Raw genomic sequence first — 24150 nt, 5'->3', positions numbered from 1 at the left:
GGCATGGCGAGCCACGGGGCGCGGCCGATAGCCCTTTGTGATAGCCCTCCCGACGCGCCAGAACCTTTCTCAGGAACGCGCGCCGTCATCGCCGGCGGTGGTTGATGTCACCAGGTCGACGAAAAAACCGGTCGCGGCCGTCTCGTCGGCGGCCCGATATACGAGGTTCAGGGGCGCATTGAGGTGGATGCTCTTGCCGAGCGGGCGGTATGCGACGGTCTTTGCGTGCACCTGCTGCATCGAAGCCGGCACGACGGAAATCCCGGCCCCCGCCGCCACCAGATTGAGATTGGTCATCATGCGTTCGACTTCGGCCACGACGTTCGGGCAGATTCCGCGTTCCGCGCACAGCGCCAGCAGGTTGGCATAGAGCCCGGGCGCTCCGGCGCGTCGCACCAGAATCAGGTTTTCGTCCTGGAAATCCTTCAGCGCGACCGCAGCGTTCTTGCCGGTGCGCGGCTTCTGCGCCAGGCGGTGGTCGAGCGGCGCCGCGACGAGCACCGGTTCTTTCAACAACGTTCGGAACACAAGGCCCGGCGGCCGCCCCACCGGCACGCGTAGAAAACCGCAATGCAGGTCGCGCGCGGCAATTCGCTCGGTGATCTCGGCTGCGCTGTTCTCGGAGAGCGACAACTCGATCTCGGGATAGCGACCGCGGAACAGCCGCAGCACGCGCGGCGTCAACAAATGGGCCGCCGCCGAGGTGGTGAAGGCGATCGCGAGACGGCCGCGCACGCCCTGCGCAACACGCGCCATGCGCTGCTCCATGACGGCCGTGCTGTCGAGAATGCGCCGGGCCTCCTCGAGGAAGAGTTCACCGCTCTCGGTCAGGGCCATGCCCTTGGCGTGCCGACGAAACAGCGCCACCCCGAGATGGTTCTCCAGCGCCTTGATCTGCTGACTGAGCGGCGGCTGCTGGATGTTGAGGCGAGCCGCGGCGCGGGTCAGATGCCCCGCTTCGGCAACAGCCAGGAAGTAGCGCAGGTGTCGGAGCTCCATATCCATAAGATATGGCATATCGCATTTTCATATATTTGACATCACGTCCGACGTGGTTTTTGTTGCTTCTGAATGCTCGGCACATGCCTGCAAATCGAAACTGCCCCCGCCATCAGCGCTAAACCCGCCCGATACGCGCCATAGATCGCGACGGCGGGTCAGACCGAACAAAAACAATCATGTGATGAGCGTCTGGGCCGCTCATCGTTGGGAGGAAGTTCATGACTGACAGCTCGATCCAGCTGGATTCCGGCGGCTCCATTCTCTTCGTGGGCAACAGCTTCACGTTCGGCCGCGTCGATCCGGTCATGAGCTACAATTCGGACAATGTCAGGGATCTGACGGCGCCGGTGCCGGGCACCACGTTCGCGAACACGACTGGCTCCAATCCGTACGAGCCACATCCCTGGGGCGGCGTCCCCGGCATCTTCGAGGCCTTCGCCGAGCAGTCCGGCCTCCAGCTCGACGTCGCCATCTCGGCCCGCAATGCCGCGACGCTGCAGGGCCAATACCTCAACAGCAATCCCGCCGGCTGGGACTTGCGCGGCAACGTTGCGAGCCAGGCCTGGGACACCGTCGTGCTGCAGGACAACAGCACCCAAGCCCTTCCCTCGGGCAGCGGCTCCATCACCTTCGCAGCAGGGTCGTCGACCGCGACGCTCGTCATCCATCCGACCGCCGACACGACGAAGGAAACCGACGAGACGATCGGGCTCCAGATCACCGCCGATCCCTCCTACCGGACCAGCGCGGGCGTCGTCACCGGAACCATCCTGAACGACGATCCGGGCGGACCCGTCATCAATCCGGCGCTCCCGACCGTCACGCTCGTCGCCTCTCCCGGCGCTGTGCTGGAGGACGGCACGCAGAAGCTCGTCTACACCTCCACCCGCACGGGACCTACGGACACACCGCTCACCATTCAATTCGGCGCCGCCCGCGACGGCAGCACGGCGCCCTCGGTCAACACCTCGACCGGCGACTTCGAGAACTTCGTCAACCTGTTCACGACCAGCTTCGAGGCCAACGGCCAGCAAACCACTGGCAGCATGAGCTTCACGAGCAACAGCGGCTCGGTCGTCATTCCGGCGGGCGCCAGCAGCGCGACCCTCACGCTTGATCCGAAGGCTGACACCACGGTGGAGAACGATGAATCGATCCGCCTGACGCTCAGCGCAAGCGCCACCTACAACGTCGGCACGCAGGGTACGATCTCTGCCACCATTTTGAATGACGACTTTGCGCCCGGCACCGATACCTCGCTGCCGAACATCTCGCTCAGCCTGGCCGCGTCAGCGGTCTACGAGGACAGCTCCGGCAATCTGGTCTACCAGTTCACCCGCTCGGGCCCGAACACCGCGCCTCTGACCGTCAATTTCAGCGTATCGGGAACGGCAACGCTGCCAGGACACGACTTCACCGTCACCGGCGCCAACAGCTTCTCGACGGCCGGCGCAGCCAATCCGGATCTCCAGGACTTCAAGACCTACGCCGTGAAGCTCGCGCAGTACGCCACCACGGGCGCGGCCGACGGCGCCGTTCCGGCCAACCCGCACGCCAATGCCGCAACCGAGGTCTATTTGTACGAGACCTGGGCGCGGCCGAACATGGTGACGGGCGCAGTGGTCGCGAACACTAACGACGAGACCGGTGCCGTCACCAACACGGCGACGACGGCGCCCGAGTATTACCAATCACTCGAGGCGATGACGGCGGATCTGCGCGCCGCCTATGAGGGCCTGGCCGCGGCCAATCCGATCTTCGCCGGCGTGGCTCCGGTTGGCGCCGCCTTCCTCGCCGCCGTTCAGAACGGCACCGCGATCCGCAATCCCTACGCGCCCGATGCAGGCACGAACGGCAAGGTCGACCTGTGGTGGGATGACAATCTGCATGCCAGCAAATACGGCTCCTATCTCAGCGCGCTCACCCTGTTCGGAACCCTCACGGGCCTCGATCCGCGCTCGCTCGGTGCCGCCGAGCATGCCGCTTCCGATCTCGGCATCACGCCGGAAGTCGCCGCGGCGCTGCAAGGCGTCGCAGCGGCGACGCTCGGCTTCTCGCTGAATGCGCATTGGACGGCGCCTGGACAGGTCACCGAGCTCCAGGGCGGCGTCACCGGATTGCTCGCGACCGCCGGGTCATTCGGCTTCTCGGACTCCGATATCGCCGACACCCACACCGTCACCGTGACCCCGCTGACGCCCGGGTCAGTCGGAACATTCACGGCTGCCTTGCACACCGATACCACCGGCGACGGCACCGGCGGCTCGGTCAACTGGCAATACACCGTGGACAATGCCGCCGTTGCGTTCCTCGCAACAGGCGAAACCCGCGTCGAGCATTTTCTCGTCACGCTGTCGGATGCCAACGGCGGCCTCGCCCAGCGCGACATCGCGGTCACGCTCAATGGCAGCTACAACGACGCGCCGGTGGCGTCGAACGATACCGCCGATGCGCAAGCGGCCGGCCTTTCGGTCGCTGCACCCGGCGTGCTCGGCAACGATACCGATCCGGAGGGCGACGCCCTTGTCGTAAGTGCCGTCAACGGGCTTGCGGCCAATGTCGGCATCGCCACGGCCGGCACTTACGGCCATCTGTCACTGTTTTCGGACGGACACTACGGCTACGCGGCTGACAACAGCGCCGCCCTCGCCTCGGCGCCGACCGGCAGCCACCTGCACGACAGCTTCAATTACACGGTCAGCGACGGCAACAGCACCGACACTGCCGCGCTGGACATCACGATCAACCGCGCTCCGGTCGCCAATGCCGAGATTGCCGGTGTCAGCAGGGCCGGCCTGGTCTCCGGAAATGTGCTCGCCAACGATTCCGACCCCGATGGCGACGCCATCGCGGTCGCGGCCTTGAACGGCGGCACCCTCGGCCAGCAAGTGCATGGCAAATATGGCTGGCTGACCTTGTCCGCCGACGGGCACTACACCTATCAGTCGAACGGCCATCTTGCGGCCCTCGGCGTCGCTCAAGACAGGTTCACATACCAAGTCACCGACGCTCAGGGCGGCATCTCGACCGCAAGCCTGACGGTCACCACCGCCGCGCCCGGCCAGACCTACATTGCGGGGACGCCGGGCCAGACGGTCTCGGCCGGCAATGGCCAAACCATCGTCGATGGAAGTCTTGGTCACCAAACCCTTTCGGGTGGCAACGGCCAGGATGTCCTGCTCGGAGGTCCCAATGATGTGCTGTCCGGCGGAAGCGGTCCGGACCACTTCGTTTTCCAGTCCGACTTCGGCCACAACGAGATCAAGGACTTCGGCAAGCCTGACGTGATCGAGCTACAGGCATCGACGTTCGGCAGCGTTGCCAACATCCTTGCGCATTACGCCGTCAATGACGGGCACGGCAACGTCGTGATCAGCGATCCCCATAACGCTGACAACACAATCACCGTGGATCACGTCAATCTGAGCCAGCTCAGCGCCAACAGCTTCCTGTTGATCTGACGCTCTTGCCGCCATCACGATCCCCATCGTGGTCGCCGCGGCTGGGCTCCAAATCATCCCGGCCGGCGCGACGACATACAGCGTCAGCGCAAAAGACTGAGTAGATGAAGAGCAGCGCGATCTGTGCGGCGCTGCCGAGCGATGACGGCCGAATACGCGCCTACGACCCCGTCATCCACCAGGTCTGGATCGTCGCCGCCAGATTGTTCAGTCCGTGCAGCAGAATGGTCAGCCACGTCGAGCCGGTGAAATAGCGCAGGAAGCCGAACAGCAGCCCGATCGACAGCACCTCGCAGAGGAAAAACCAGTCGTATTGCAGGTGCATCAGCGTCCAGACCAGCGACGACAGCGCGATCGCGCCGTAGGGGCCGAGAAATGATTCCGACCAGCCGCGATACAGCCAGCCGCGCGCGAACAGCTCTTCCCAGACGGGCGCGGCGACGGCGAATGCCAGCACCAGCAGCCACAGCGCGCCGTCGGCCTGCGCCGATTTCAGCACATCACCCATGAATCCGGGCGTCACCTCACGGCCGACCGCGCGCGACACCGCGTCCCAGACGCCGACCAGCACGCCCAGCGCAATGACGCTGATGACGACGTTCTTCCACGACGTCCCGTGCAGCCCGAGATAGTCGGCAAACGGGATCCGGGTCGGGCGGATCGCGACCCACAGCACGAGCAGCACCATCGGCAGGCCGGCGATGACCGAGAGCGAAATCGTCAGGCCGTTGGCAACGACCTGGGTGATGCCGGTCACCGACAGCGGTCCACCCTGCAGCAGGACGGTGTAGATCACCACGGCGAGCTGGCCGAGGAACATCGCGAGGAAAATCAGCAGGCCCCACAGCGCGGTGCCCCAGAACTTCCAGACCCGCGGCGGGCGCGGCGCCGGCTCGATCGCAGCAGGCGGCGTGTCGGAATTAAATGCGTCCATCAGCAGGCCTTCATGGCAGCGCCCGCTGCAGCAGCGCCCGCTGCAGCAGCGCGCGCTGGTCGTCATCGGAGAGATCAGCCGCACCGTACATGGCGGCGTGGCCGGCGGCGAGCCGAGTCGCGGCAAACAGTTCAGCGCTCCCTGGTGAGACCTGGTTCAGCGCCGCCGTCGCCGCGAGCAGCGCCAGCTGCTCGACCGCAAGCCGCGCCACCCGTTCACTGTCGGGACGGCGGAAGGATTTTCCGATCAGCGCGACGGTCTCCGCGGCGCCCGGCAGGCCCTTGGTGCCGTCGGCGAGTGCGCGCAACACCGCCAGCGCCGCGTCGGCCTCGCGGCCGAGCGCACGCAGCACGTCGAGGCACATCACATTGCCGGAGCCTTCCCAGATCGCGTTGACCGGCGCCTCGCGGTAGTGGCGCGCCAGGATGCCCTCCTCGACATAGCCGTTACCGCCAAGACACTCCATCGCCTCATAGAGGAAGGGCGGCGCGCTCTTGCAGGTCCAGTATTTGATTGCCGGCGTTAGCAGCCGCATATAGCCGGCCTCGCCGGCATCGGCCGGCGCACGGTCGAACGCGCGGCACAGCCGCATCACCAGCGCAACCGTCGCCTCGACATGCAGCGCCATGTCCGCGAGCACGGAACGCATCAGCGGCTGGTCGGCGAGATGCTTCTGGAACACGCTGCGATGCCGGGCGTGATGCAGCGCATGCGCGAGCCCCGAGCGCATCAGTCCGGCGGAGGCGATCGCGCAGTCCTGCCGCGTCAGCTGCACCATCTGGATGATGGTGCGGATGCCCTTGCCCTCCTCGCCGATCAGCTCGGCATGGGCGCCGTGGAATTCGACCTCGGACGAGGCGTTGGAGCGGTTGCCGAGCTTGTCCTTCAGCCGCTGGAAGTGGATGGCGTTGACCGAACCATCCGGCGCGAAGCGCGGCATGAAGAAGCAGCTGAGGCCGCCGTCGGTCTGCGCCAGCACCAGGAACGCATCGCACATCGGCGCCGACATGAACCATTTATGCCCGGTGATGCGCCAGGCATCGCCGTCGCGGTCCGCGCGCGTCATGTTGGCGCGTACGTCGGTGCCGCCCTGCTTCTCGGTCATGCCCATGCCGAGCGTCATGCCGCGCTTGGTCCACCACGGCGCAAAGCTCGGATCATAGGCACGCGTGCCGATCACAGGCATTGTCCTGGCGAGGATGTCCGGCTGCGATGCGAGCGCCGCAACCGAGGCCCGCGTCATCGTGATCGGGCAGAGATGCCCGGTCTCGACCTGCGAAGCGATGTAGAATTTGGCCGCCCGCACCACCTCGGCCGTGCCGCCGGCCGGCTTGCCGTCAGCCGTCCAGGTCGAGTTGTGCACGCCGGCATGCGCCGAATGCGCCATCAGCTCATGATAGGCCGGATGAAACTCGACCTCGTCGCGGCGGTTGCCCCTGGCGTCGAACAGCCGCAGTTTCGGCGTGTTCTCGTTGGCGATGCGGCCGCGCTCGGCCATCCCGGCGGAACCCCAATGCCTGCCGAAATCGGACAGTTCGGCGGCAGCCCCGGCCCCACCATTGGCCGCGACCGCCGCGACCAGCGGCGCATCCGCCGTGAAGAGGTCGACATCCTCGAACGGCGGCGACTGATTGAGGACCTCGTGGGTCGCAAATCGAGACTGCATCATGGTCTCCTCAGGGAACGCTATCTGCGCACATGATACAAGGACGTCCCAGCCTCGGCTGCGCGGTCATGCCCCGGCTGCAGCCTCATGGAATCGGGCGATCATAGGCGGCCCAGCCGGTGCCGGGCAGGAAAAATGCGCAACGACAGACAAGGCGATCGGTCATCTTGATCTGCGTCAACCTCGCCAGTCGACTGTCCGGACCACCTGTTGGACGAGGCTGACTTGCTCCAAGCGGGTTAGGGAGTGACCAACGTGAAACACTGGTTGACCGGACTGGACACGCTCCGCCGCTATGAAGCGGCATGGCTTCCGCACGATATCTTTGCCGGTATCGTGCTGGCGACCATGCTGGTCCCTGTCGGAATTGCCTATGCAACGGCCTCGGGCCTGCCCGGCATCAATGGCTTGTACGCAACGATCGTACCGTTGCTCGCCTACGCGGTGTTCGGCCCAAGCCGCATCCTCGTCCTCGGTCCGGACTCGGCGCTGGTAGGCATCCTGCTAGGGGTCATCGCGCCGCTGGCGCACGGTGACCCCGTGCGGGCGGTGACGCTCGCCGGCATGATGGCGATCGTCTCGGGAGCGGTTTGCATCCTGGCAGGCCTCGCGCGTCTCGGTTTCGTGACCGAGCTTCTGTCCAAGCCGATCCGCTACGGCTACATGAACGGTATTGCGCTGACCGTCTTGATCAGCCAATTGCCCAAACTGTTTGGCTTTTCCATCGACAGCGAAGGACCGTTACAGAGCGCATGGGCGATCGTCCGTGCGATCCTTGACGGAAAGATCAATTGGGTCGAGTTCGCCATCGGGCTCGCCACGCTGATCGTGATTCTGCTGCTGAAGAACAACAAGCGGGTGCCGGGCATTCTGATCGCCGTTATCGCAGCGACGCTCGTCGTCGGTCTGTTCGATCTCGGAGCGCGATATGGCGTCAAGGTGCTGGGTCCGCTGCCTCAGGGTCTGCCGGGTTTCGCCGTCCCGTTGATCGGCACCAGCGACATCGTCGCGGTGCTGCTCGGCGGCTGCGCCATCGCGCTGGTTTCGTTTGCCGATACCAGCGTGCTTTCGCGTGCCTATGCGGCGCGATTGGGGACGCACGTCGATCCGAACCAGGAGATGGTCGGGCTGGGTGCCGCCAACCTGGTGACGGGCTTCTTCCAGGGGTTCCCGATCAGCAGCAGCAGTTCGCGTACCCCCGTCGCGGAAGCCGCCGGTGCCCGCACCCAGCTCACCAGCGTCGTTGGCGCGCTGGCCATCGCCCTGCTGCTGCTGGTCGCGCCGAGCCTCCTGCAACATCTGCCCAGTTCCGCGCTCGCCGCCGTCGTGATCGCCGCGGCGATCGGCTTGTTCGAAGTCACCGACCTCAAACGGATCTATCGCATCCAGCAATGGGAATTCTGGCTGGCGATCGTCTGCCTCGTCGGTGTCGCGGTGCTCGGCGTCATCCCGGGAATCGGCCTTGCGATCGCGCTCGCGATCGTCGAGTTCCTGTGGGACGGCTGGCGCCCGCACTCCGCCATCCTGGGGCGCGCGCAAGGCGTCAAAGGCTATCACGACATCACGCGATACCCGGATGCGCGACGGATTCCGGGGCTGGTGCTGTTCCGCTGGGATGCGCCGCTGTTCTTCGCCAACGCTGAATTCTTCAGGGAACGTGTGATGGAAGCCGTCGCGACGTCGCCGACGCCGGTCCGCTGGCTGGTCGTAGCCGCCGAACCGGTGACCAGCGTCGACGTCACCGCCTGCGACGTCATCGCCGAACTGGATGAGACGCTGCACGCGCAGGGAATCGAGCTTTGCTTTGCCGAGCTGAAGGATCCGGTGAAAGACAAGCTGAAGCGGTTCGGCCTGTTCGCGCAGGTTGGCGAGCATTATTTCTTCCCGACCATCGGCGTCGCCGTCGCCCGCTATCTCGAGATCAACGATGTCGCGTGGGAGGACTGGGAGGATCGGGACTCCGCGGCAGATCCCGGCCGCGGTGTCAGCACCGCCTGAGCAGCCCGCGCTCGGCGCTGAGATCGCCACAGGCGACGCAGGCCGCTTCGGATCCGTCATGAGGTCCGCCTGCAATCAGTTTCACGAAATTGACCCACATTCGTCATGTCCGGGCGCGTCCCGGACGTTCACGTCGTTCTCGAAACGCTACCGCAAAACAGGGCATGAAGCCCTGACATGACCGAAGCCGACACTTAGGCGGGGGAAAACTCTTCGGCCCCCTCTTCGCGCTTGCCCCCCGGGCCATCCGCGCCTATAGCTCTGGCTTTAATGACCCCATCATTGAAATCGACTTTCGTCCTCGGCCACCGGCATTTGCTGGGCATCGAGGGCCTTTCCGCCGACGACATCACCGGCCTGCTCGACCTCTCCGAGGAATATGTCGAGCTCAACCGCCAGGTCGACAAGAAACGCGCCTCCCTGCGCGGCCGCACCCAGGTCAATCTGTTCTTCGAGGCCTCGACGCGGACCCAGTCCTCGTTCGAGATCGCCGGCAAACGGCTGGGCGCCGACGTCATGAACATGTCGGTGTCCTCGATGTCGACCCGTAAGGGCGAGACGCTGATGGACACCGCGGTGACCTTGAACGCCATGCACCCGGACATCCTGGTGGTGCGGCACCACGCCTCCGGCGCGGTCGAGCTCCTGGCGCGCAAGGTTGACGGTTCCGTGATCAATGCCGGCGACGGCAGCCACGAGCACCCGACCCAGGCGCTGCTCGATGCGCTGACGATCCGCCGCAACAAGGGCCGGATCGAGGGCCTCGTGATCGCGATCTGCGGCGACGTGCTGCATTCGCGGGTCGCACGTTCCAACATCCTGCTGCTGAACACGATGGGCGCCCGCGTCCGCGTGGTCGGCCCCTCCACGCTGCTGCCGCCCGGCATCGAGCGGATGGGCGTCGAGGTCGCGCGCGACATGCGCGAGGGGCTGAACGGCGCCGACATCGTGATGATGCTCCGCCTGCAGCGCGAGCGCATGAACGGCTCCTTCGTGCCGTCGTCGGGCGAGTATTTCCACTATTTCGGCCTCGATCAGAAAAAGCTCGCCTACGCCAAGCCCGACGCGCTGGTGATGCATCCGGGCCCGATGAACCGCGGCGTCGAGATCGACACCTTTGTGGCCGACGGTACGCAGTCGCTGATCCGTGAACAAGTCGAAATGGGAGTGGCAGTGCGCATGGCGGTGCTGGAAGCACTCGCCCGCAACCTGCCGAACGCGTGAAACCGATGCTGACCGACCGCCGCCCCATTCTGCTCGCCAACGCCCGCGTCATCGATCCGTCGCGCGATTTCGACGGTCCCGGTGACGTTCTCATCGCCGACGGCGTCATCCGTGACGCCAGGCGCGGCATCGGCGCCGCCGGAGTTCCTGAGGGCACCGACATCATCAATTGCGCCGGCAAGATCGTGGCTCCGGGCCTGATCGACATGCGCGCCTTCGTCGGCGAGCCCGGCGCCAGCCATCGCGAGACCTTCGCCTCGGCCAGCCAGGCCGCGGCCGTCGGCGGCATCACCACCATCATCTGCCAGCCCGACACCTCGCCGGTGATCGACAATTCGGCGACCGTCGACTTCGTGCTGCGCCGCGCCCGCGACACCGCGATCGTCAACATCCATCCGATGGCGGCGCTGACCAAGGGCCTGCAAGGCCAGGAGATGACCGAGATCGGCCTGCTCAAGGCCGCCGGCGCCGTCGCCTTCACCGATGGCGACAAGAGCGTCACCAATGCGCAGGTGATGCGTCGCGCGCTGACCTACGCCCGCGATTTCGACGCGCTGATCGTGCATCACACCGAGGACCCCAACCTGGTCGGCGAAGGCGTGATGAACGAGGGCGAGTTCGGCACAAGGCTCGGGCTGATGGGGATTCCGACCGCCGCCGAGTCGATCATGCTGGAGCGCGACATGCGCCTCGCGGCGCTGACCGGCGGCCGCTACCACGCGGCCTCGCTGTCTTCGATGGAGTCGCTGGAAATCCTCAAGCGCGCCCGCGACGGCGGCCTCGACGTCTCGGCCTCGGTCTCGATCAACCACGTGACCTTGAACGAGAACGATATCGGCCCCTACCGCACCTTCCTGAAACTGGCGCCGCCGCTGCGCACCGAGGACGACCGCAGGGCGCTGGTCGCAGCGCTCGCCTCCGGGCTGATCGACGTCGTGATGAGCGACCACAATCCGCAGGACGTCGAGGTCAAGCGGCTGCCGTTCGCGGAAGCGGCGAGCGGCGCGGTTGGGCTGCAGACCATGCTGCCGGCGGCGCTGCGGCTGATCCACAATGGCGAGATGGAATTCAAGACGCTGATCCGGGCGATGTCGACCCGGCCGGCGGAACTGCTCGGCCTGCCCGGCGGCACGCTGCGCGCCGGCGCACCGGCCGACGTGATCGTGATCGATGCCGATACGCCCTGGGTGCTCGACCGCGACGACCTCAAATCGCTGTGCAAGAACACGCCGTTCGACGATGCCCGCTTCTCGGGGCGCGTCGTCAGGACGATCGTCGGCGGCCGTACCGTCTATGAGCACGTGTGAAGGAGTTTGCGGAACTCAGCGCACCACGAGTTGCGCAATCGCCTCCATCGCCGTGCCGACGGCGACGATCACGAAATAAAGGCCGAACACGGCCTGCTCCAGACGCTTGCGCACCGAAGCCATGATAAGCTCCTCTTTCCGAAGCCGATGATGTCGATTTATGGTTAATTTTCGATTGATAGAGCAGCCCGACGCGGGCGGCATGGGCGGCCGTCTAAAGCGCGATGAGGTTTGGTTGGATCGTCATCGCGCTTTAGCTCTTTGTTTGAGCATGAATCTTTTCGGAAAACCGCTTCGCACTTTTCCGGATCATGCCTTAGGGAGCCTTCGCGATGTCCTCTGACGCATTGCTGCTGCCGGCTTTCCTGATCGGTTACCTGTTCGGCTCGATCCCGTTCGGCATGATCCTGACCCGGCTCGCCGGCACCCAGGACCTGCGCTCGATCGGCTCCGGCAATATCGGCGCCACCAACGTGCTGCGCACCGGACGCAAGGGCCTCGCGGCGGGAACACTGCTCGGCGACATGCTCAAGGGCACGGTCGCCGTCATCATCGCGGGCTCCTTCGGCGGCCCGAATGCGGCGATGCTGGCCGCGCTGGGCGCGTTCCTCGGCCATCTCTTCCCGATCTGGCTGAGATTCCGCGGCGGCAAGGGTGTCGCAACCTATATCGGGGTGCTGCTCGGCCTGTTCTGGCCGGCGGCGCTGATCTTCGCGGTGATCTGGCTCGGCACCGCCTACACCACACGCTACTCGTCGCTGTCGGCCCTGATCGCCGCTTTCCTGACGCCGCTGTTCCTGTGGTGGTTCGGCCACAACGCACTGGCCTCGCTGTTCGTCGTGCTGACGCTGCTGCTGTTCTACATGCACCGCGAGAACATCAAGCGCCTGCAAGCCGGCACCGAAGGCAAGATCGGCGAGAAGAAGTAACGCGCCCCGTCATTCCGGGCGCGACTAAGTCGCGAGCCCCGAATCCATCGGCCGCATGTATTGCAGAGCAATGGATTCCGGGCTCGTCGCTTCGCGCCGCCCCGGAATGACGGGAACTACTTTCCCAGTGCTCCCTCGACAAAACTCGCCGCCGCCAGCGCCTTCGCATCGGCGCCGAATGGCGCGACGATCGTGACGCCGACAGGCAATCCGCCCTCCACCACCAGTGTCGGAACGTTGACGCAGGGCACGCCCATCAGCGTCCACAGCCGGTTGTAACGGGGATCGCCGGTCGAGGATAAACCCGCCGGCGCGGCGCCCGGCGCCGAAAGCGTCAGGAGCACGTCGACGTCATCGAACACCGTCGCCAGCGCCGCCCGCGCGCGGGCGGCGACGTCGAGCGCGGCGTCGTAGTCGCGCGGCGTGCCGTCCTTGCTCTCGTCGAGCCGGCTGCGCAGCAGCGGCGGCATCGCGTCGTAATTCTGTTCGTATTCCCACGCGAACGACTGCTGCGCCTCGAAATCCTGCACCACGGGATGGATGCGCCAGGCCTCCGCGACGATCTCGGGCAGCGCGAGCTCGCGCACCGCCGCGCCCGCCTGCCCCGCCGCGCGCGCCGCCTTCTGCAGTGCCTCGGCGCCGGCAGCTTCCGGGGTGCCGGCGAAGGCCTGCGTCACCACGCCGATGCGCGGCGGCGCCACGTTCATTGGCACCGCAAGGTCCGGCCGGCCCGTCATCGCGGCCAGCCCCAACGCGACGTCGCGCACGCCGGCGCCGAACAGCCCGACCGTATCGAGCGTCCACGAAAAGCACTTCACGCCGACGGTCGGCAGCAGGCGGTAGCTCGGCTTGATCGCGGCGACGCCGCAGAACGAGGCCGGCCGGATTACCGAGCCGCCGGTCTGGGTGCCCAGCGCCAACGGGATCATCCCGGCGCCGACCGCCGCCGCCGAGCCGGACGACGACCCGCCCGGCGTGTGCGCGCCATTGTGCGGATTGAGCGTCGCGGTCGGATCGTTCGCCGCGAACGCCGTCGTCGTGGTCTTGCCGACGATGGTAGCGCCGGCCCGCTTCAGCGCCATCACCACCGGCGCATCGCCGCGCGGACGGTGGCCGCGGTAGATCTGCGAGCCCATCTCGGTCGGGAAGTCGGCGGTGTCGATGATGTCCTTGATGCCGACCGCGATGCCGCGCAGCGGCCCGGTCGTCTGCGCTCGCGCATGGTCGTCGCGGCAGACGAAGGCGCCGACGGTGCCCTCATGCGCGCGGATCGCCTCCAGCGAATGCGCGACGGCGGTATCGGGCGAAAGCTCGCCGCGTTCGATGCGCACCTGGAGTTCGGCAAGTGAGATCATGGGCTGCATTCCTGTTCCTGCCGGCCGGTTGTAGCGCGGCGGGTGCGACCAAGCCAATGTCGCGGTTGATCACAATCTCCGGTTGGGCGAAGCTGCGTCCCGCAATGCATGACCGATCCACCAGCGCAGTGACGCTCACCGACGCCGAACGGCTCAACCGCCTGCGGCTGATCCGCTCCGAGAATGTCGGCCCCCGCACCTTTGCATCGCTGCTACGCCATTTCGGCAACGCGGCTGCCGCACTGGAGCGCCTGCCCGACCTCGCGCGGCGCGGCGGCGCCGCCGCGCGCATCTGCAGCGAGGCCGAGGCCGGCGCGGAGCTCGCGGCCTGCCGGAAGCTCGGCGTCGACCTCGTCGCAGCAGGCGAAGCGCATTATCCCTCGCGGCTAGCCACCATCGACGATGCGCCGCCGCTGCTCAGCGTGCGCGGCGCGCGCGAGACGCTGGCGCGCCCGATGATCGCGATCGTCGGCTCGCGCAACGCCTCCGGCGCCGGATTGAAATTCGCCGGCCAGCTTGCGCGCGATCTCGGCGAGGCCGGCTTTGTCGTGATCTCCGGCCTCGCCCGCGGCATCGACCAGGCCGCGCATCGCGCCACGGTCGCCAGCGGCACGGTCGCTGTGCTCGCGGGCGGCCACGACAAGATCTATCCGCCGGAGCATGAGGATCTGCTGGCTGCGCTGCTCACGTATGGCTCTGCGATCTCCGAAATGCCGCTCGGCCATGTGCCGCGGGCGCGCGACTTTCCTCGCCGCAACCGGCTGATCTCGGGCGCCGCGCTCGGCGTCGTCATCGTGGAAGCCGCGCATCGCTCGGGCTCGCTGATTACGGCGCGGATGGCGGCCGAACAGGGCCGCGAGGTGTTTGCGGTGCCAGGCTCGCCGATCGATCCGCGCGCCGCCGGCACCAACGACCTGATCAAGCAAGGCGCAACCCTGGTCACGGAAGCCGCCGACATCATCAACGCGGTGACGCCGATCATGGAGCGGCCGATCATGCTCGGCGCCCGCGAGGACGACGAGCCGCTGGACTTCTCCACCGGCGCGCCCGACCGCAACCGGGTCATCGATCTGCTCGGGCCGAGCCCGATCAGCATCGACGACCTGATCAGAATGTCGGACCTGCCGCCCGCCGTGGTGCGCACCGTGTTGCTGGAGCTCGAGCTCGCCGGCAAGCTCGAACGCCACGGCGGCGGCCTGGTGTCGATGATCTAGCGGGCCGCGCTAGCGAACCTTTATCCGTCACTGCGAGCCAAGCGATCACTCCTCCTTCCGCGCATCGAACCGGCTGCGCGCGCCCTCGATCTCCGGCAGATGCGCGAACGCCCATTCGCCGAGCGCCCGGACCGGCTTGGCCAGGCCGCGGCCGAGAGCGGTCAGCTCGTAGTCGACCCGCGGTGGCACGGTCGGGAACACGGTGCGCGTGAGGAGGCCGTCGCGCTCCAGGCCGCGCAGCGTCAGCGTCAGCATGCGCTGCGAGATGCCGTTGATCATCCGCTTCAGCTCGTTGAAGCGGCGCGGGCCGTCGATCAGCAGCATGATCACCAGCACGCTCCATTTGTCGCCGACCCGCGACAGCACCGACGCGACGCCGCGGCAGTCCTCATGTTGGGGACCGGGACGGGCCGACGAGGCAGGCACATGGATGTTCTCGGGTCTCATTGGTGTGCTCGGGTTTCAAAAATGTGCGTTCTTGCGGAAATTTAGGGCAGTCACTCATATAGCGCCAGTTACAAACCTATACCAAAGGTGACCCCTGCCATGAAACTTCTGCACATCGATTCCTCCGTCCTCGGCCCCCACTCCGTCAGCCGCCAGGTCTCCGCCGCCGCCGTCGAGCGGCTGCGCCAGGCCAACCCGGGCCTCGCCGTGACTTACCGCGATCTGACCCAGAGCCCGCTCGGCCACCTCACCGGCCTGCACCTCGCCGCCGGCCAGGGTGCGGCGCCGGACCCGTCGGTCCGTGACGACGTCGCCGCCGGCCGGACCGTGCTGGAGGAGTTTCTTGCCGCCGACATCGTCGTGATCGGCGCGCCGATGTACAACTTCACCATTCCTAGCCAGCTCAAGGTCTGGATCGATCGCATCCTGGTCGCAGGCAAGACCTTCAAATACGGCCCTGCCGGCGTCGAGGGACTGGCCGGCAACAAGCGCGTCGTCATCGCGATCTCGCGCGGCGGCTATTACGGCGCCGACACGCCGATGGCTGCGCTCGAGCATCTCGAGACGTATCTGCGTGGGGTGTTCGGCTTCATCGGCGTCAAGAATATCGAGTTCATCCCTGCCGACGGCATCCAGGTCGGCCCGGAGCATCGCCAGAAGGCGGTCGCCGGTGCGCTGCAGGCCGCGGGCAGCCTGACCGCGGCTTGATGCGATAGTTCCGGCCTGCCGCGCTTCTGCGACGGCAGGCCGTTTGTTGTCAGAGGAATGATGTCAGAACCAGACGCCCTGAACACCGAAGATGCAGGCGACGAGTGAGATCAACAAACCGATGCCGGAAAACAGCACGACCGCCACAAGCTGTGACGTGTCGGAATTTTCGGATGCGGACGAAACAGGGATTGACGTCGAAATACGAACTGCGGTCGGCATGGCGGCACTCCCAAATGATTCCGTGTGAAAAATTCCCCGCCCTTTCTGGAGTCCCGCGAGGCCATCAAAGGTTCAACGTCTGCCGCATCGATGGTAGTCGCGCACGACAACGGCCGGTGTGATCGGTTTCACACCGGCCGTTTGTTACAATTGAAGCAATTTATCCGCGATAGATCGGCGCGCCGGCGGGCGAAGCGGTGGCGCCGCCATCGATGAACAGCTCCTGCCCCTGCACATGGGCGGCATCGTCGGATGCGAGGAACAGCGCCGTCTTCGAAATGTGATCTGGCTCGCCGATGCGGCCGAGCGGCGTGGACTTGCCGATCCGCGCCTCGAAAATCTTCTCGGCCTCCGGCGTTGCGGTCGCCGGTCCCCAGATCGGCGTGCGGGTCGCGCCCGGCGAGATCACGTTGACGCGGATGTTGCGCGGCGACAGCTCTGAGGCCATCACCCGCGCCATCGCGCGCACGCCCGCCTTGCTCGCGGCATAGGCCGAATAGCCGGGATTACCGAGCACCGAGATCACCGAGCCGTTGAGGATGATTGAGGCGCCGTCGTTGAGATACGGCGCCGCCGCCTGCACGGTGAAGAACACGCCGGTAAGATTGGTGCGGATCACGTTCTCGAAGGCCGCCAGCGTGGTGCCGCCGACCGGCGTCTGGCCGGGAATCCCGGCATTGGCGAACAGGATGTCGTATTTGCCGAACTTCTCCGCGCCCTGCTTCGCCGCGGCTTCGAGCGCCGCGACGTCGGTCGCGTCGGCCTCGATCGCAAATCCGTTGGCACCCAATTCCTTCGCCGCCGCGACCAGCCGCTCCTTGTTGCGCCCGGTGATGACGACCTTGGCGCCTTCGGCCACGAACAGCTTTGCCGTTGCGAACCCGATGCCGCTGTTGCCGCCCGTGATCAATGCCGTCTTGTTAGCCAGTCTCATGTCCGCCTCCGCGTGGTTGCATTATTAAACCTGATTGCCTAACTAGGGCATGCGGTTTAATATTGCAACCACACAAGGCCGTGATGGCATTTTGGAGAGGCCCGTGAAACGAACCAGCCTAGCCGGCGACAGCTGCCCGGTGGCGCGCGCGCTCGACGTGTTCGGCGACTGGTGGTCGCTCCTGATCATCCGCGACGCCAGCCTCGGCCGGCGCCGCTTCGGCGAATTCCAGGCCAGCCTCGGCCTTGCCAAGAACATCCTCGCAAGCCGCCTGCGCACGCTGGTCGAGCACCGGATCCTGAAGACGGTCCCCGCCTCGGACGGCAGCGCCTATCAGGAATACGTGCTGACGCCAAAGGGCCACGGCATCTTCCCGATCCTGGTCGCGCTGCGGCAATGGAGCGAGGAGTTCGACGAGCATCCGGAGGAGATCGCGACCATCCTGGTCGACCGCGAGAAGGGCAAGCCGGTGAAGAAGCTCGCGCTGTATTCGCAGGACGGCCGGCTGCTGAATGAGGCCGACATCACGCTGAAGCCGCGGAAGGCGCGACGCGTGCCGGCGTAGCGCGTGCTAGACGGATAACGGAAAGGCATTTCTCGATGGCGTCCTGGCGAAAGCCAGCATCCATTACCCCTAAGGCCTGCTGGTGCGCGACGCTGGGGCCGCGATCCCGTTCACGATCAAAGCCGGTGGTTATGGGTCCTGGCTTTCGCCAGGACGACATCATGGAGAAGCCTGCGCTGAGTCTGCCGCCCTCACGACAGCTTGCGTCGCCGGCGCAAGCGCAGCTGCTCGTCGGCTTCCAGGCGGGCCATCGCCAGCAGGTGCTCGAGGATTTCGAATTTGTGGCGCCGGGCGAGTTTGGCGAGTTCGGCCGCGGCGGCCGCGATCAGGACCAGTACGTCGTCAGGGCCGCCTTCCCCCGCGCTCTGCTCGCCTGTCGCTTGCCGCCGGCCGGACGCCTTGCGCTTCCGGCCGCCCCCTGTCGTGCTCAAAAGGCCGCTTCCGATTCCCGCCCAATATACAGAGAGATACGCCCTTTCCGGCCGCAACTCTAGGGCGAATTTTTCAACTGCTGCGATAGGAAGTCCACATCGGGAACCGGCCCTTCAATATCTGGCGATTTGACAGGGGCCGCCTCAGCACCCATGTTCGCCCCGACAAAGCGGGCCGCGAGTCTTGCGGAACCCGCCTTCAAGTTTTCCCGTAAGCTATTGGAATGACATGAATATCGTCATTGTGGAGTCGCCGGCCAAGGCCAAGACGATCAATAAATATCTGGGGTCCTCCTACGAGGTCCTGGCGTCGTTCGGCCATGTCCGCGACCTCCCGGCCAAGAACGGATCGGTCGATCCGGACGCCAATTTCCAGATGATCTGGGAGGTTGACGCCAAGGCCGCCAGCCGGCTGAACGACATCGCCAGGGCGCTGAAGGGTGCCGACCGCCTGATTCTCGCGACCGACCCTGATCGCGAGGGCGAGGCGATCTCCTGGCACGTGCTCGAGGTGATGAAGGAGAAGCGCGCGCTGAAGGACCAGAAGGTCGAGCGCGTGGTGTTCAACGCCATCACCAAGCAGGCCGTCTCCGAGGCGATGAAGGCGCCGCGCCAGATCGACGGCGCGCTGGTCGACGCCTATATGGCGCGCCGCGCGCTGGACTATCTGGTCGGCTTCACCCTCTCCCCGGTGCTGTGGCGCAAGCTGCCCGGCGCCCGCTCCGCCGGCCGCGTGCAGTCGGTCGCGCTGCGGCTGGTCTGCGACCGCGAGCTCGAGATCGAGAAATTCGTGCCGAAGGAGTACTGGTCGCTGGTCGCGACACTGACGACGACCCGTGGCGAGGCCTTCGAGGCGCGCCTGGTCGGCGCCGACGGCAAGAAGATCGCGCGGCTCGACATCGGCTCGGGTGCGGAAGCCGAGGATTTCAAGAAAGCGATCGAGGCCGCGAGCTTCCGCGTCGCCAGCGTCGAGGCGAAGCCCGCGCGGCGCAACCCGCAGGCCCCCTTCACCACCTCGACCCTGCAGCAGGAAGCCAGCCGCAAGCTCGGCTTCGCGCCGGCGCACACCATGCGCATCGCGCAGCGGCTCTATGAGGGTATCGACATCGGCGGCGAGACCACCGGTCTCATCACCTATATGCGAACCGACGGCGTGCAGATCGCGCCCGAGGCGATCACCCAGGCGCGCAAGGTGATCGGCGAGGACTATGGCAACGCTTATGTCCCCGACTCCGCGCGCCAATATCAGACCAAGGCCAAGAACGCGCAGGAAGCCCACGAAGCGATCCGCCCGACCGATCTGTCGCGCCGCCCGGCTTCGATCGGCCGCCGGCTCGATCCCGACCAGGCCAAGCTCTATGAGCTGATCTGGAAGCGCACCATCGCCAGCCAGATGGAATCCGCCGAACTCGAGCGCACCACCGTCGATATCGAGGCCAAGGCCGGCTCCCGCGTGTTGGAGCTGCGCGCCTCCGGCCAGGTGATCAAGTTCGACGGCTTCCTCGCGCTCTATCAGGAGAGCCGCGACGACGAGGAGGACGAGGATTCGCGCCGCCTGCCCGCGATGAGCGAGGGCGAAGCGGTGAAGCGCCAGAGCCTCGCCGTCACCCAGCATTTCACTGAGCCGCCGCCGCGCTTCTCGGAGGCATCGCTGGTGAAGCGCATGGAAGAGCTCGGCATCGGCCGGCCCTCGACCTACGCTTCGATCCTGCAAGTCCTGAAGGACCGCGGCTACGTCAAGCTGGAGAAGAAGCGGCTGCACGGCGAGGACAAGGGCCGCGTCGTGATCGCGTTCCTGGAAAATTTCTTCGCGCGCTACGTCGAATATGACTTCACCGCCGATCTCGAGGAGCAGCTCGACCGCATCTCCAACAACGAGATCGCCTGGCAGCAGGTGTTGAAGGATTTCTGGCGCGACTTCATCGGCGCTGTGAACGACATCAAGGATCTCAGGGTCGCCGAGGTGCTCGACGCGCTCGACGAGATGCTCGGCCCGCACATCTATCCGCCGCGCGCGGATGGCGGTGACGTCAGGCAGTGCCCGACCTGCGGCACCGGCCGGCTCAATTTGAAGGCCGGCAAGTTCGGCGCCTTCGTCGGCTGCTCGAACTATCCGGAGTGCCGCTACACCCGCCCGCTCGCCGCCGACAGCGCCGAGAGCGCCGACCGCATCCTCGGCACCGATCCCGATACCGGGTTCGAGGTCGCGGTGAAGGCAGGCCGCTTCGGGCCCTATATCCAGCTCGGCGAGCAGAAGGATTATGCGGAGGGCGAGAAGCCGAAGCGCGCCGGCATTCCGAAGGGCACCTCGCCTGCGGATGTCGATCTCGAACTGGCGCTGAAGCTGTTGTCGCTGCCGCGTGAGATCGGCAAGCATCCAGAGACCGGACAGCCGATCACCGCCGGCCTCGGCCGCTTCGGGCCGTTCGTCAAGCACGAGAAGACCTATGCCAGCCTCGAGGCCGGCGACGAGGTGTTCACGATCGGGCTGAACCGCGCCGTGACGCTGATCGCCGAGAAGATCGCCAAGGGTCCGAGCGGCCGCCGTTTCGGCGCCGATCCCGGCAAGCCGCTCGGCGATCATCCCTCGCTCGGTGCGGTCGCGCTGAAGAACGGACGCTACGGCGCCTACGTCACCGCCGGTGGCGTCAACGCGACAATCCCGAGCGACCGCACGCCCGACGAAGTCACGCTGGCGGAGGCGATCGCGCTGATCGACGAGCGCGCGGCCAAGGGCGGCGGCAAGACGAAGGGCAAGAAGGCGAAGGCGGCCAAACCGGCGAAGGCCGCCAAGGCCGACGGCGATGCCGCGGCCAAGCCCGCCAAGAAATCAGCGGCGAAGAAGGCCGTAGCGAAACCCAAGACCGACGCGACCAGCAAGGCGCGCGCGCCGGTCGCATCGGGCTCCAAGACCACGGCCGCAAAACCGGCCGGCGGAGCGAAGGCGCCCGCGAAGAAGAGCGCCGGCAAGGCAAGAGGATAAGTGAAACAAAAAACCGACCATGGCTTTCCGAGCCGGGACGCCATCGTCGCCTACATTCGTGCCAATCCAGGCAAGGTCGGTACCCGGGAAATAGCCCGCGAATTCGGCCTGAAGAACGCCGACCGCGTCGAGCTGAAGCGGATGCTCCGCGAGCTCGCCGATGATGGCACGATCGCAAGGCGCGGTCGCAAGATGCACGAGCCGGCGGCGCTGCCGCCGACCCTGCTCGCCGACATCACCGGCCGCGACAGCGACGGCGAACTGATCGCTACCCCGGCCGAGTGGGATTTCGAAGAGAACGGCACCGCCCCGAAGATCCGCATCGAGACGCCGCGGCGGCCGAAGCCCGGCACAACCGCCGGTGTCGGCGACCGCGCGCTGCTGCGGGTCGACGTGACGGGCGAGCACGACGGCACGCCCTATCGCGGCCGCGTCATCAAGATCATCGACCATGCGCGCAGCCGCATCCTCGGCATCTTCCGCCGCAACCCCGACGGCAGCGGACGGCTGATACCCGTCGACAAGAAGCAGGCCGGCCGCGAGCTCAGCATCGCCAAGCAGGATACCGGCGGCGCCGAGGACGGCGATCTCATCAGCGTGGACCTGGTTCGCAGCCGCGGCTTCGGGCTGAATTCCGGCCGCGTCAAGGAACGGCTCGGCTCGATCGCCAGCGAGAAGGCGATCAGCCTGATCGCGATCAACGCCCATGACATCCCGCAGGTGTTCTCTCCCGCCGCCGTACGCGAATCCGAGGACGCGAAACCGGCGACGTTGCAGGGCCGCGAGGACTGGCGCGACGTGCCGCTCGTCACCATCGATCCGCCCGACGCCAAGGATCACGACGACGCCGTGCATGCCGAGGTCGATCCCGATCTAAACAACAAGGGCGGCTACATCGTCCATGTCGCGATCGCCGACGTCGCCTTCTATGTGCGGCCGGGATCGGCGCTCGACCGCGACGCGCTCCAGCGCGGCAATTCGGTGTATTTCCCGGATCGCGTGGTCCCAATGCTGCCGGAGCGCATCTCCAACAACCTGTGCTCGCTGGTGCCGGGTGAGCCGCGCGGCGCGCTCGCGGTGCGGATGGTGATCGGCGCCGACGGCCGCAAGCGCTCGCACACCTTCCATCGCGTGCTGATGCGCTCGGCTGCGAAGCTGAATTACGCGCAGGCGCAGGCCGCAATCGACGGCAGGCCCGATGATACCACCGGCCCGCTGCTCGATCCGATCCTGAAGCCGCTGTGGTCGGCCTACGAGCTGGTCAAGCTGGCGCGCAACGAGCGTGACCCGCTCGACCTCGACCTGCCCGAGCGCAAGATCCTGCTCAAGGCGGACGGCACCGTCGACCGCGTGATCGTGCCGCAGCGGCTCGATGCGCACCGGCTGATCGAGGAGTTCATGATCCTCGCCAACGTCGCCGCGGCCGAGATGCTGGAGAAGAAGAGCCTTCCGCTGATCTACCGCGTGCATGACGAGCCGACCCAGGAGAAGGTGCACAACCTCCAGGAATTTCTGAAGACGCTCGACCTGCCCTTCACCAAGCAGGGGGCGCTGCGGCCCGCGCAGTTCAACCGCGTGCTGGCGCAGGTCGCGGGCGAGGATTACGAGCCGCTGGTCAACGAAGTGGTGCTGCGCTCGCAAGCGCAGGCGGAATATTCCGCCGAGAATTACGGCCATTTCGGCTTGAATCTGCGCCGCTACGCGCACTTCACCTCGCCGATCCGCCGCTATGCCGATCTGATTGTGCACCGCGCGCTGATCCGCGCACTCGGCCTCGGCGAAGGCGCGCTGCCAACCGACGAGACCATGGAGACGCTGGCCGAGATCGCGGCGCAGATCTCCGTCACCGAGCGGCGCGCGATGAAGGCGGAGCGCGAGACTACCGACCGGCTGATCGCGCATTTCCTCGCCGATAAGGTCGGCGCCTCATTCCAGGGCCGCATCTCCGGCGTGACGCGCAGCGGCCTGTTCGTAAAACTCGACGACACCGGCGCCGACGGCCTGATCCCGATCCGCACCATCGGCAGCGAATATTTCAACTACGACGAGACGCGCCACGCCCTGATCGGCTCGCGCAGCGGCACGATGTACCGGCTCGGCGATGTCGTCGACGTGCGCCTCGTCGAGACGGCGCCGATCGCCGGCGCGCTGCGCTTTGAGCTGCTGTCCGAAGGGCAGACTATTCCGCGTGGCAGAAAACGCGACGGCGCAAGACCCGGGCGTCATCCCAAGCGTCAAGGCAAGCCCGAGCCGGAGCGCAAGGCGCGCGGCAAGAAGGATCGCAAGCCGAAGAAGTCAAAGTCCGGCAAGTCGAAGCGAGGCAAGTCATGGAAACAGTGACCCCGCCCACGGTCGTCTGGAGCCGCGAGACGGCCGCGCCCGAGAAGCGCGACGTCTGGACCGCGATGAAGCGCGGCTTCCGCAGCCGCTGCCCGCGTTGCGGCAAGGGCAAGCTGTTTCGTGCGTTTCTCAAATGCGACGGCCACTGCCCGGTCTGCGATCTCGATTTCACGCCGCATCGCGCCGACGATCTGCCGGCCTATCTCGTCATCGTCATCGTCGGCCATATCGTGGTACCGATGGTGCTGTGGATCGAGACCGACTATTCGCCGCCGGTGTGGCTGCAACTTGCGATCTATCTGCCATTCACCTTGTTCGCATCGCTGGCGCTGCTGCAGCCGGTGAAGGGAGCCGTGATCGGCTTGCAATGGGCCCTGCGCATGCATGGCTTTGACGAGAATCCCCCTAGCGACATCCCTCCGGTCTAGCT

19 protein-coding genes are annotated in these 24150 nt (G+C 66.1%); 11 read left to right on the top strand and 8 right to left on the bottom strand.

Features of this window, described 5'->3' with window-relative positions:
• Positions 1-69: 69 nt before the first annotated feature.
• Positions 70-1005, bottom strand: coding sequence for a LysR substrate-binding domain-containing protein (locus J6500_RS12695; RefSeq protein WP_225713043.1), 936 nt, complete (start codon positions 1003-1005; stop codon positions 70-72).
• Between the two features lie 215 nt (positions 1006-1220).
• Between J6500_RS12695 and J6500_RS12690 the strand changes: the two genes are divergently transcribed.
• Positions 1221-4463 carry a cadherin-like domain-containing protein gene (locus tag J6500_RS12690; RefSeq protein WP_225713042.1) on the top strand — a complete coding sequence of 1081 codons (3243 nt, stop codon included), beginning with the start codon at positions 1221-1223 and terminating at the stop codon, positions 4461-4463.
• Between the two features lie 160 nt (positions 4464-4623).
• Here the strand turns inward: J6500_RS12690 and J6500_RS12685 are convergent, their stop codons facing one another.
• Together J6500_RS12685 and J6500_RS12680 are read right to left on the bottom strand one after the other, a co-directional pair.
• Positions 4624-5397 (bottom strand): CPBP family intramembrane glutamic endopeptidase, encoded by a 774-nt coding sequence (locus tag J6500_RS12685; RefSeq protein ID WP_225713041.1) that lies wholly within the window; start codon positions 5395-5397, stop codon positions 4624-4626.
• 10 nt (positions 5398-5407) lie between these two features.
• On the bottom strand, positions 5408-7066 hold the full coding sequence (locus tag J6500_RS12680) for an acyl-CoA dehydrogenase family protein (protein WP_225713040.1): 1659 nt from the start codon (positions 7064-7066) through the stop codon (positions 5408-5410).
• Positions 7067-7318: 252 nt separating this feature from the next.
• Here J6500_RS12680 and J6500_RS12675 point away from each other — a divergent pair, with 252 nt between their 5' ends.
• The 4 genes from J6500_RS12675 (at position 7319) to plsY (ending at position 12521) form a co-directional block, all read left to right on the top strand.
• Positions 7319-9061, top strand: a complete 1743-nt coding sequence (locus tag J6500_RS12675) for a SulP family inorganic anion transporter (RefSeq protein ID WP_225713039.1) — start codon at positions 7319-7321, stop codon at positions 9059-9061.
• Between the two features lie 270 nt (positions 9062-9331).
• Positions 9332-10285, top strand: a complete 954-nt coding sequence (locus tag J6500_RS12670; RefSeq protein WP_225713038.1) for an aspartate carbamoyltransferase catalytic subunit — start codon at positions 9332-9334, stop codon at positions 10283-10285.
• A 5-nt stretch (positions 10286-10290) separates the two neighbouring features.
• Positions 10291-11592, top strand: coding sequence for a dihydroorotase (locus J6500_RS12665; protein ID WP_225713037.1), 1302 nt, complete (start codon positions 10291-10293; stop codon positions 11590-11592).
• 332 nt (positions 11593-11924) lie between these two features.
• Entirely contained in the window at positions 11925-12521 is a 597-nt protein-coding gene (gene plsY, locus J6500_RS12660) for a glycerol-3-phosphate 1-O-acyltransferase PlsY (RefSeq protein WP_225713036.1), read from the top strand.
• A gap of 116 nt (positions 12522-12637) precedes the next feature.
• Here the strand turns inward: plsY and J6500_RS12655 are convergent, their stop codons facing one another.
• Positions 12638-13876: an amidase gene (locus tag J6500_RS12655; RefSeq protein ID WP_225713035.1), complete on the bottom strand. Its 1239-nt coding sequence runs from the start codon at positions 13874-13876 to the stop codon at positions 12638-12640.
• A gap of 104 nt (positions 13877-13980) precedes the next feature.
• Here J6500_RS12655 and dprA point away from each other — a divergent pair, with 104 nt between their 5' ends.
• A complete protein-coding gene (gene dprA, locus J6500_RS12650) occupies positions 13981-15090 on the top strand; it encodes a DNA-processing protein DprA (protein WP_225713034.1) in 1110 nt (369 codons plus the stop codon).
• 45 nt (positions 15091-15135) lie between these two features.
• Here the strand turns inward: dprA and J6500_RS12645 are convergent, their stop codons facing one another.
• Complete coding sequence (locus J6500_RS12645) at positions 15136-15537, bottom strand: winged helix-turn-helix transcriptional regulator (RefSeq protein WP_225713033.1); 402 nt, start codon at positions 15535-15537, stop codon at positions 15136-15138.
• Positions 15538-15636: 99 nt separating this feature from the next.
• Here J6500_RS12645 and J6500_RS12640 point away from each other — a divergent pair, with 99 nt between their 5' ends.
• Complete coding sequence (locus J6500_RS12640) at positions 15637-16245, top strand: FMN-dependent NADH-azoreductase (protein ID WP_225713032.1); 609 nt, start codon at positions 15637-15639, stop codon at positions 16243-16245.
• 63 nt (positions 16246-16308) lie between these two features.
• Here the strand turns inward: J6500_RS12640 and J6500_RS12635 are convergent, their stop codons facing one another.
• Both J6500_RS12635 and J6500_RS12630 read right to left on the bottom strand, forming a co-directional pair.
• Positions 16309-16467: a hypothetical protein gene (locus J6500_RS12635; RefSeq protein WP_225713031.1), complete on the bottom strand. Its 159-nt coding sequence runs from the start codon at positions 16465-16467 to the stop codon at positions 16309-16311.
• 160 nt (positions 16468-16627) lie between these two features.
• Positions 16628-17401: an SDR family NAD(P)-dependent oxidoreductase gene (locus J6500_RS12630; RefSeq protein WP_225713030.1), complete on the bottom strand. Its 774-nt coding sequence runs from the start codon at positions 17399-17401 to the stop codon at positions 16628-16630.
• A gap of 49 nt (positions 17402-17450) precedes the next feature.
• Between J6500_RS12630 and J6500_RS12625 the strand changes: the two genes are divergently transcribed.
• Positions 17451-17966, top strand: a complete 516-nt coding sequence (locus J6500_RS12625; protein ID WP_225713029.1) for a winged helix-turn-helix transcriptional regulator — start codon at positions 17451-17453, stop codon at positions 17964-17966.
• Positions 17967-18157: 191 nt separating this feature from the next.
• On the opposite strand, the gene J6500_RS12620 is transcribed toward J6500_RS12625, so the two are convergent.
• Positions 18158-18397, bottom strand: a complete 240-nt coding sequence (locus J6500_RS12620) for a hypothetical protein (protein WP_225713028.1) — start codon at positions 18395-18397, stop codon at positions 18158-18160.
• Positions 18398-18626: 229 nt separating this feature from the next.
• Between J6500_RS12620 and topA the strand changes: the two genes are divergently transcribed.
• From topA to J6500_RS12605, 3 genes are read left to right on the top strand one after another with little or no spacing between them, the layout of a single operon-like run.
• On the top strand, positions 18627-21380 hold the full coding sequence (topA, locus tag J6500_RS12615; protein WP_225713027.1) for a type I DNA topoisomerase: 2754 nt from the start codon (positions 18627-18629) through the stop codon (positions 21378-21380).
• Positions 21381-23720: a ribonuclease R gene (gene rnr, locus J6500_RS12610; RefSeq protein ID WP_225713026.1), complete on the top strand. Its 2340-nt coding sequence runs from the start codon at positions 21381-21383 to the stop codon at positions 23718-23720.
• Positions 23708-24148 (top strand): DUF983 domain-containing protein, encoded by a 441-nt coding sequence (locus tag J6500_RS12605; RefSeq protein ID WP_225713025.1) that lies wholly within the window; start codon positions 23708-23710, stop codon positions 24146-24148. The genes rnr and J6500_RS12605 overlap by 13 nt, the downstream gene beginning before the upstream one ends.
• Positions 24149-24150: the final 2 nt, after the last annotated feature.

This window comes from Bradyrhizobium semiaridum (genome assembly GCF_020329505.1).
Lineage (GTDB): Bacteria > Pseudomonadota > Alphaproteobacteria > Rhizobiales > Xanthobacteraceae > Bradyrhizobium > Bradyrhizobium semiaridum.
This window is presented reverse-complemented; position numbering and strand designations above follow the sequence as displayed.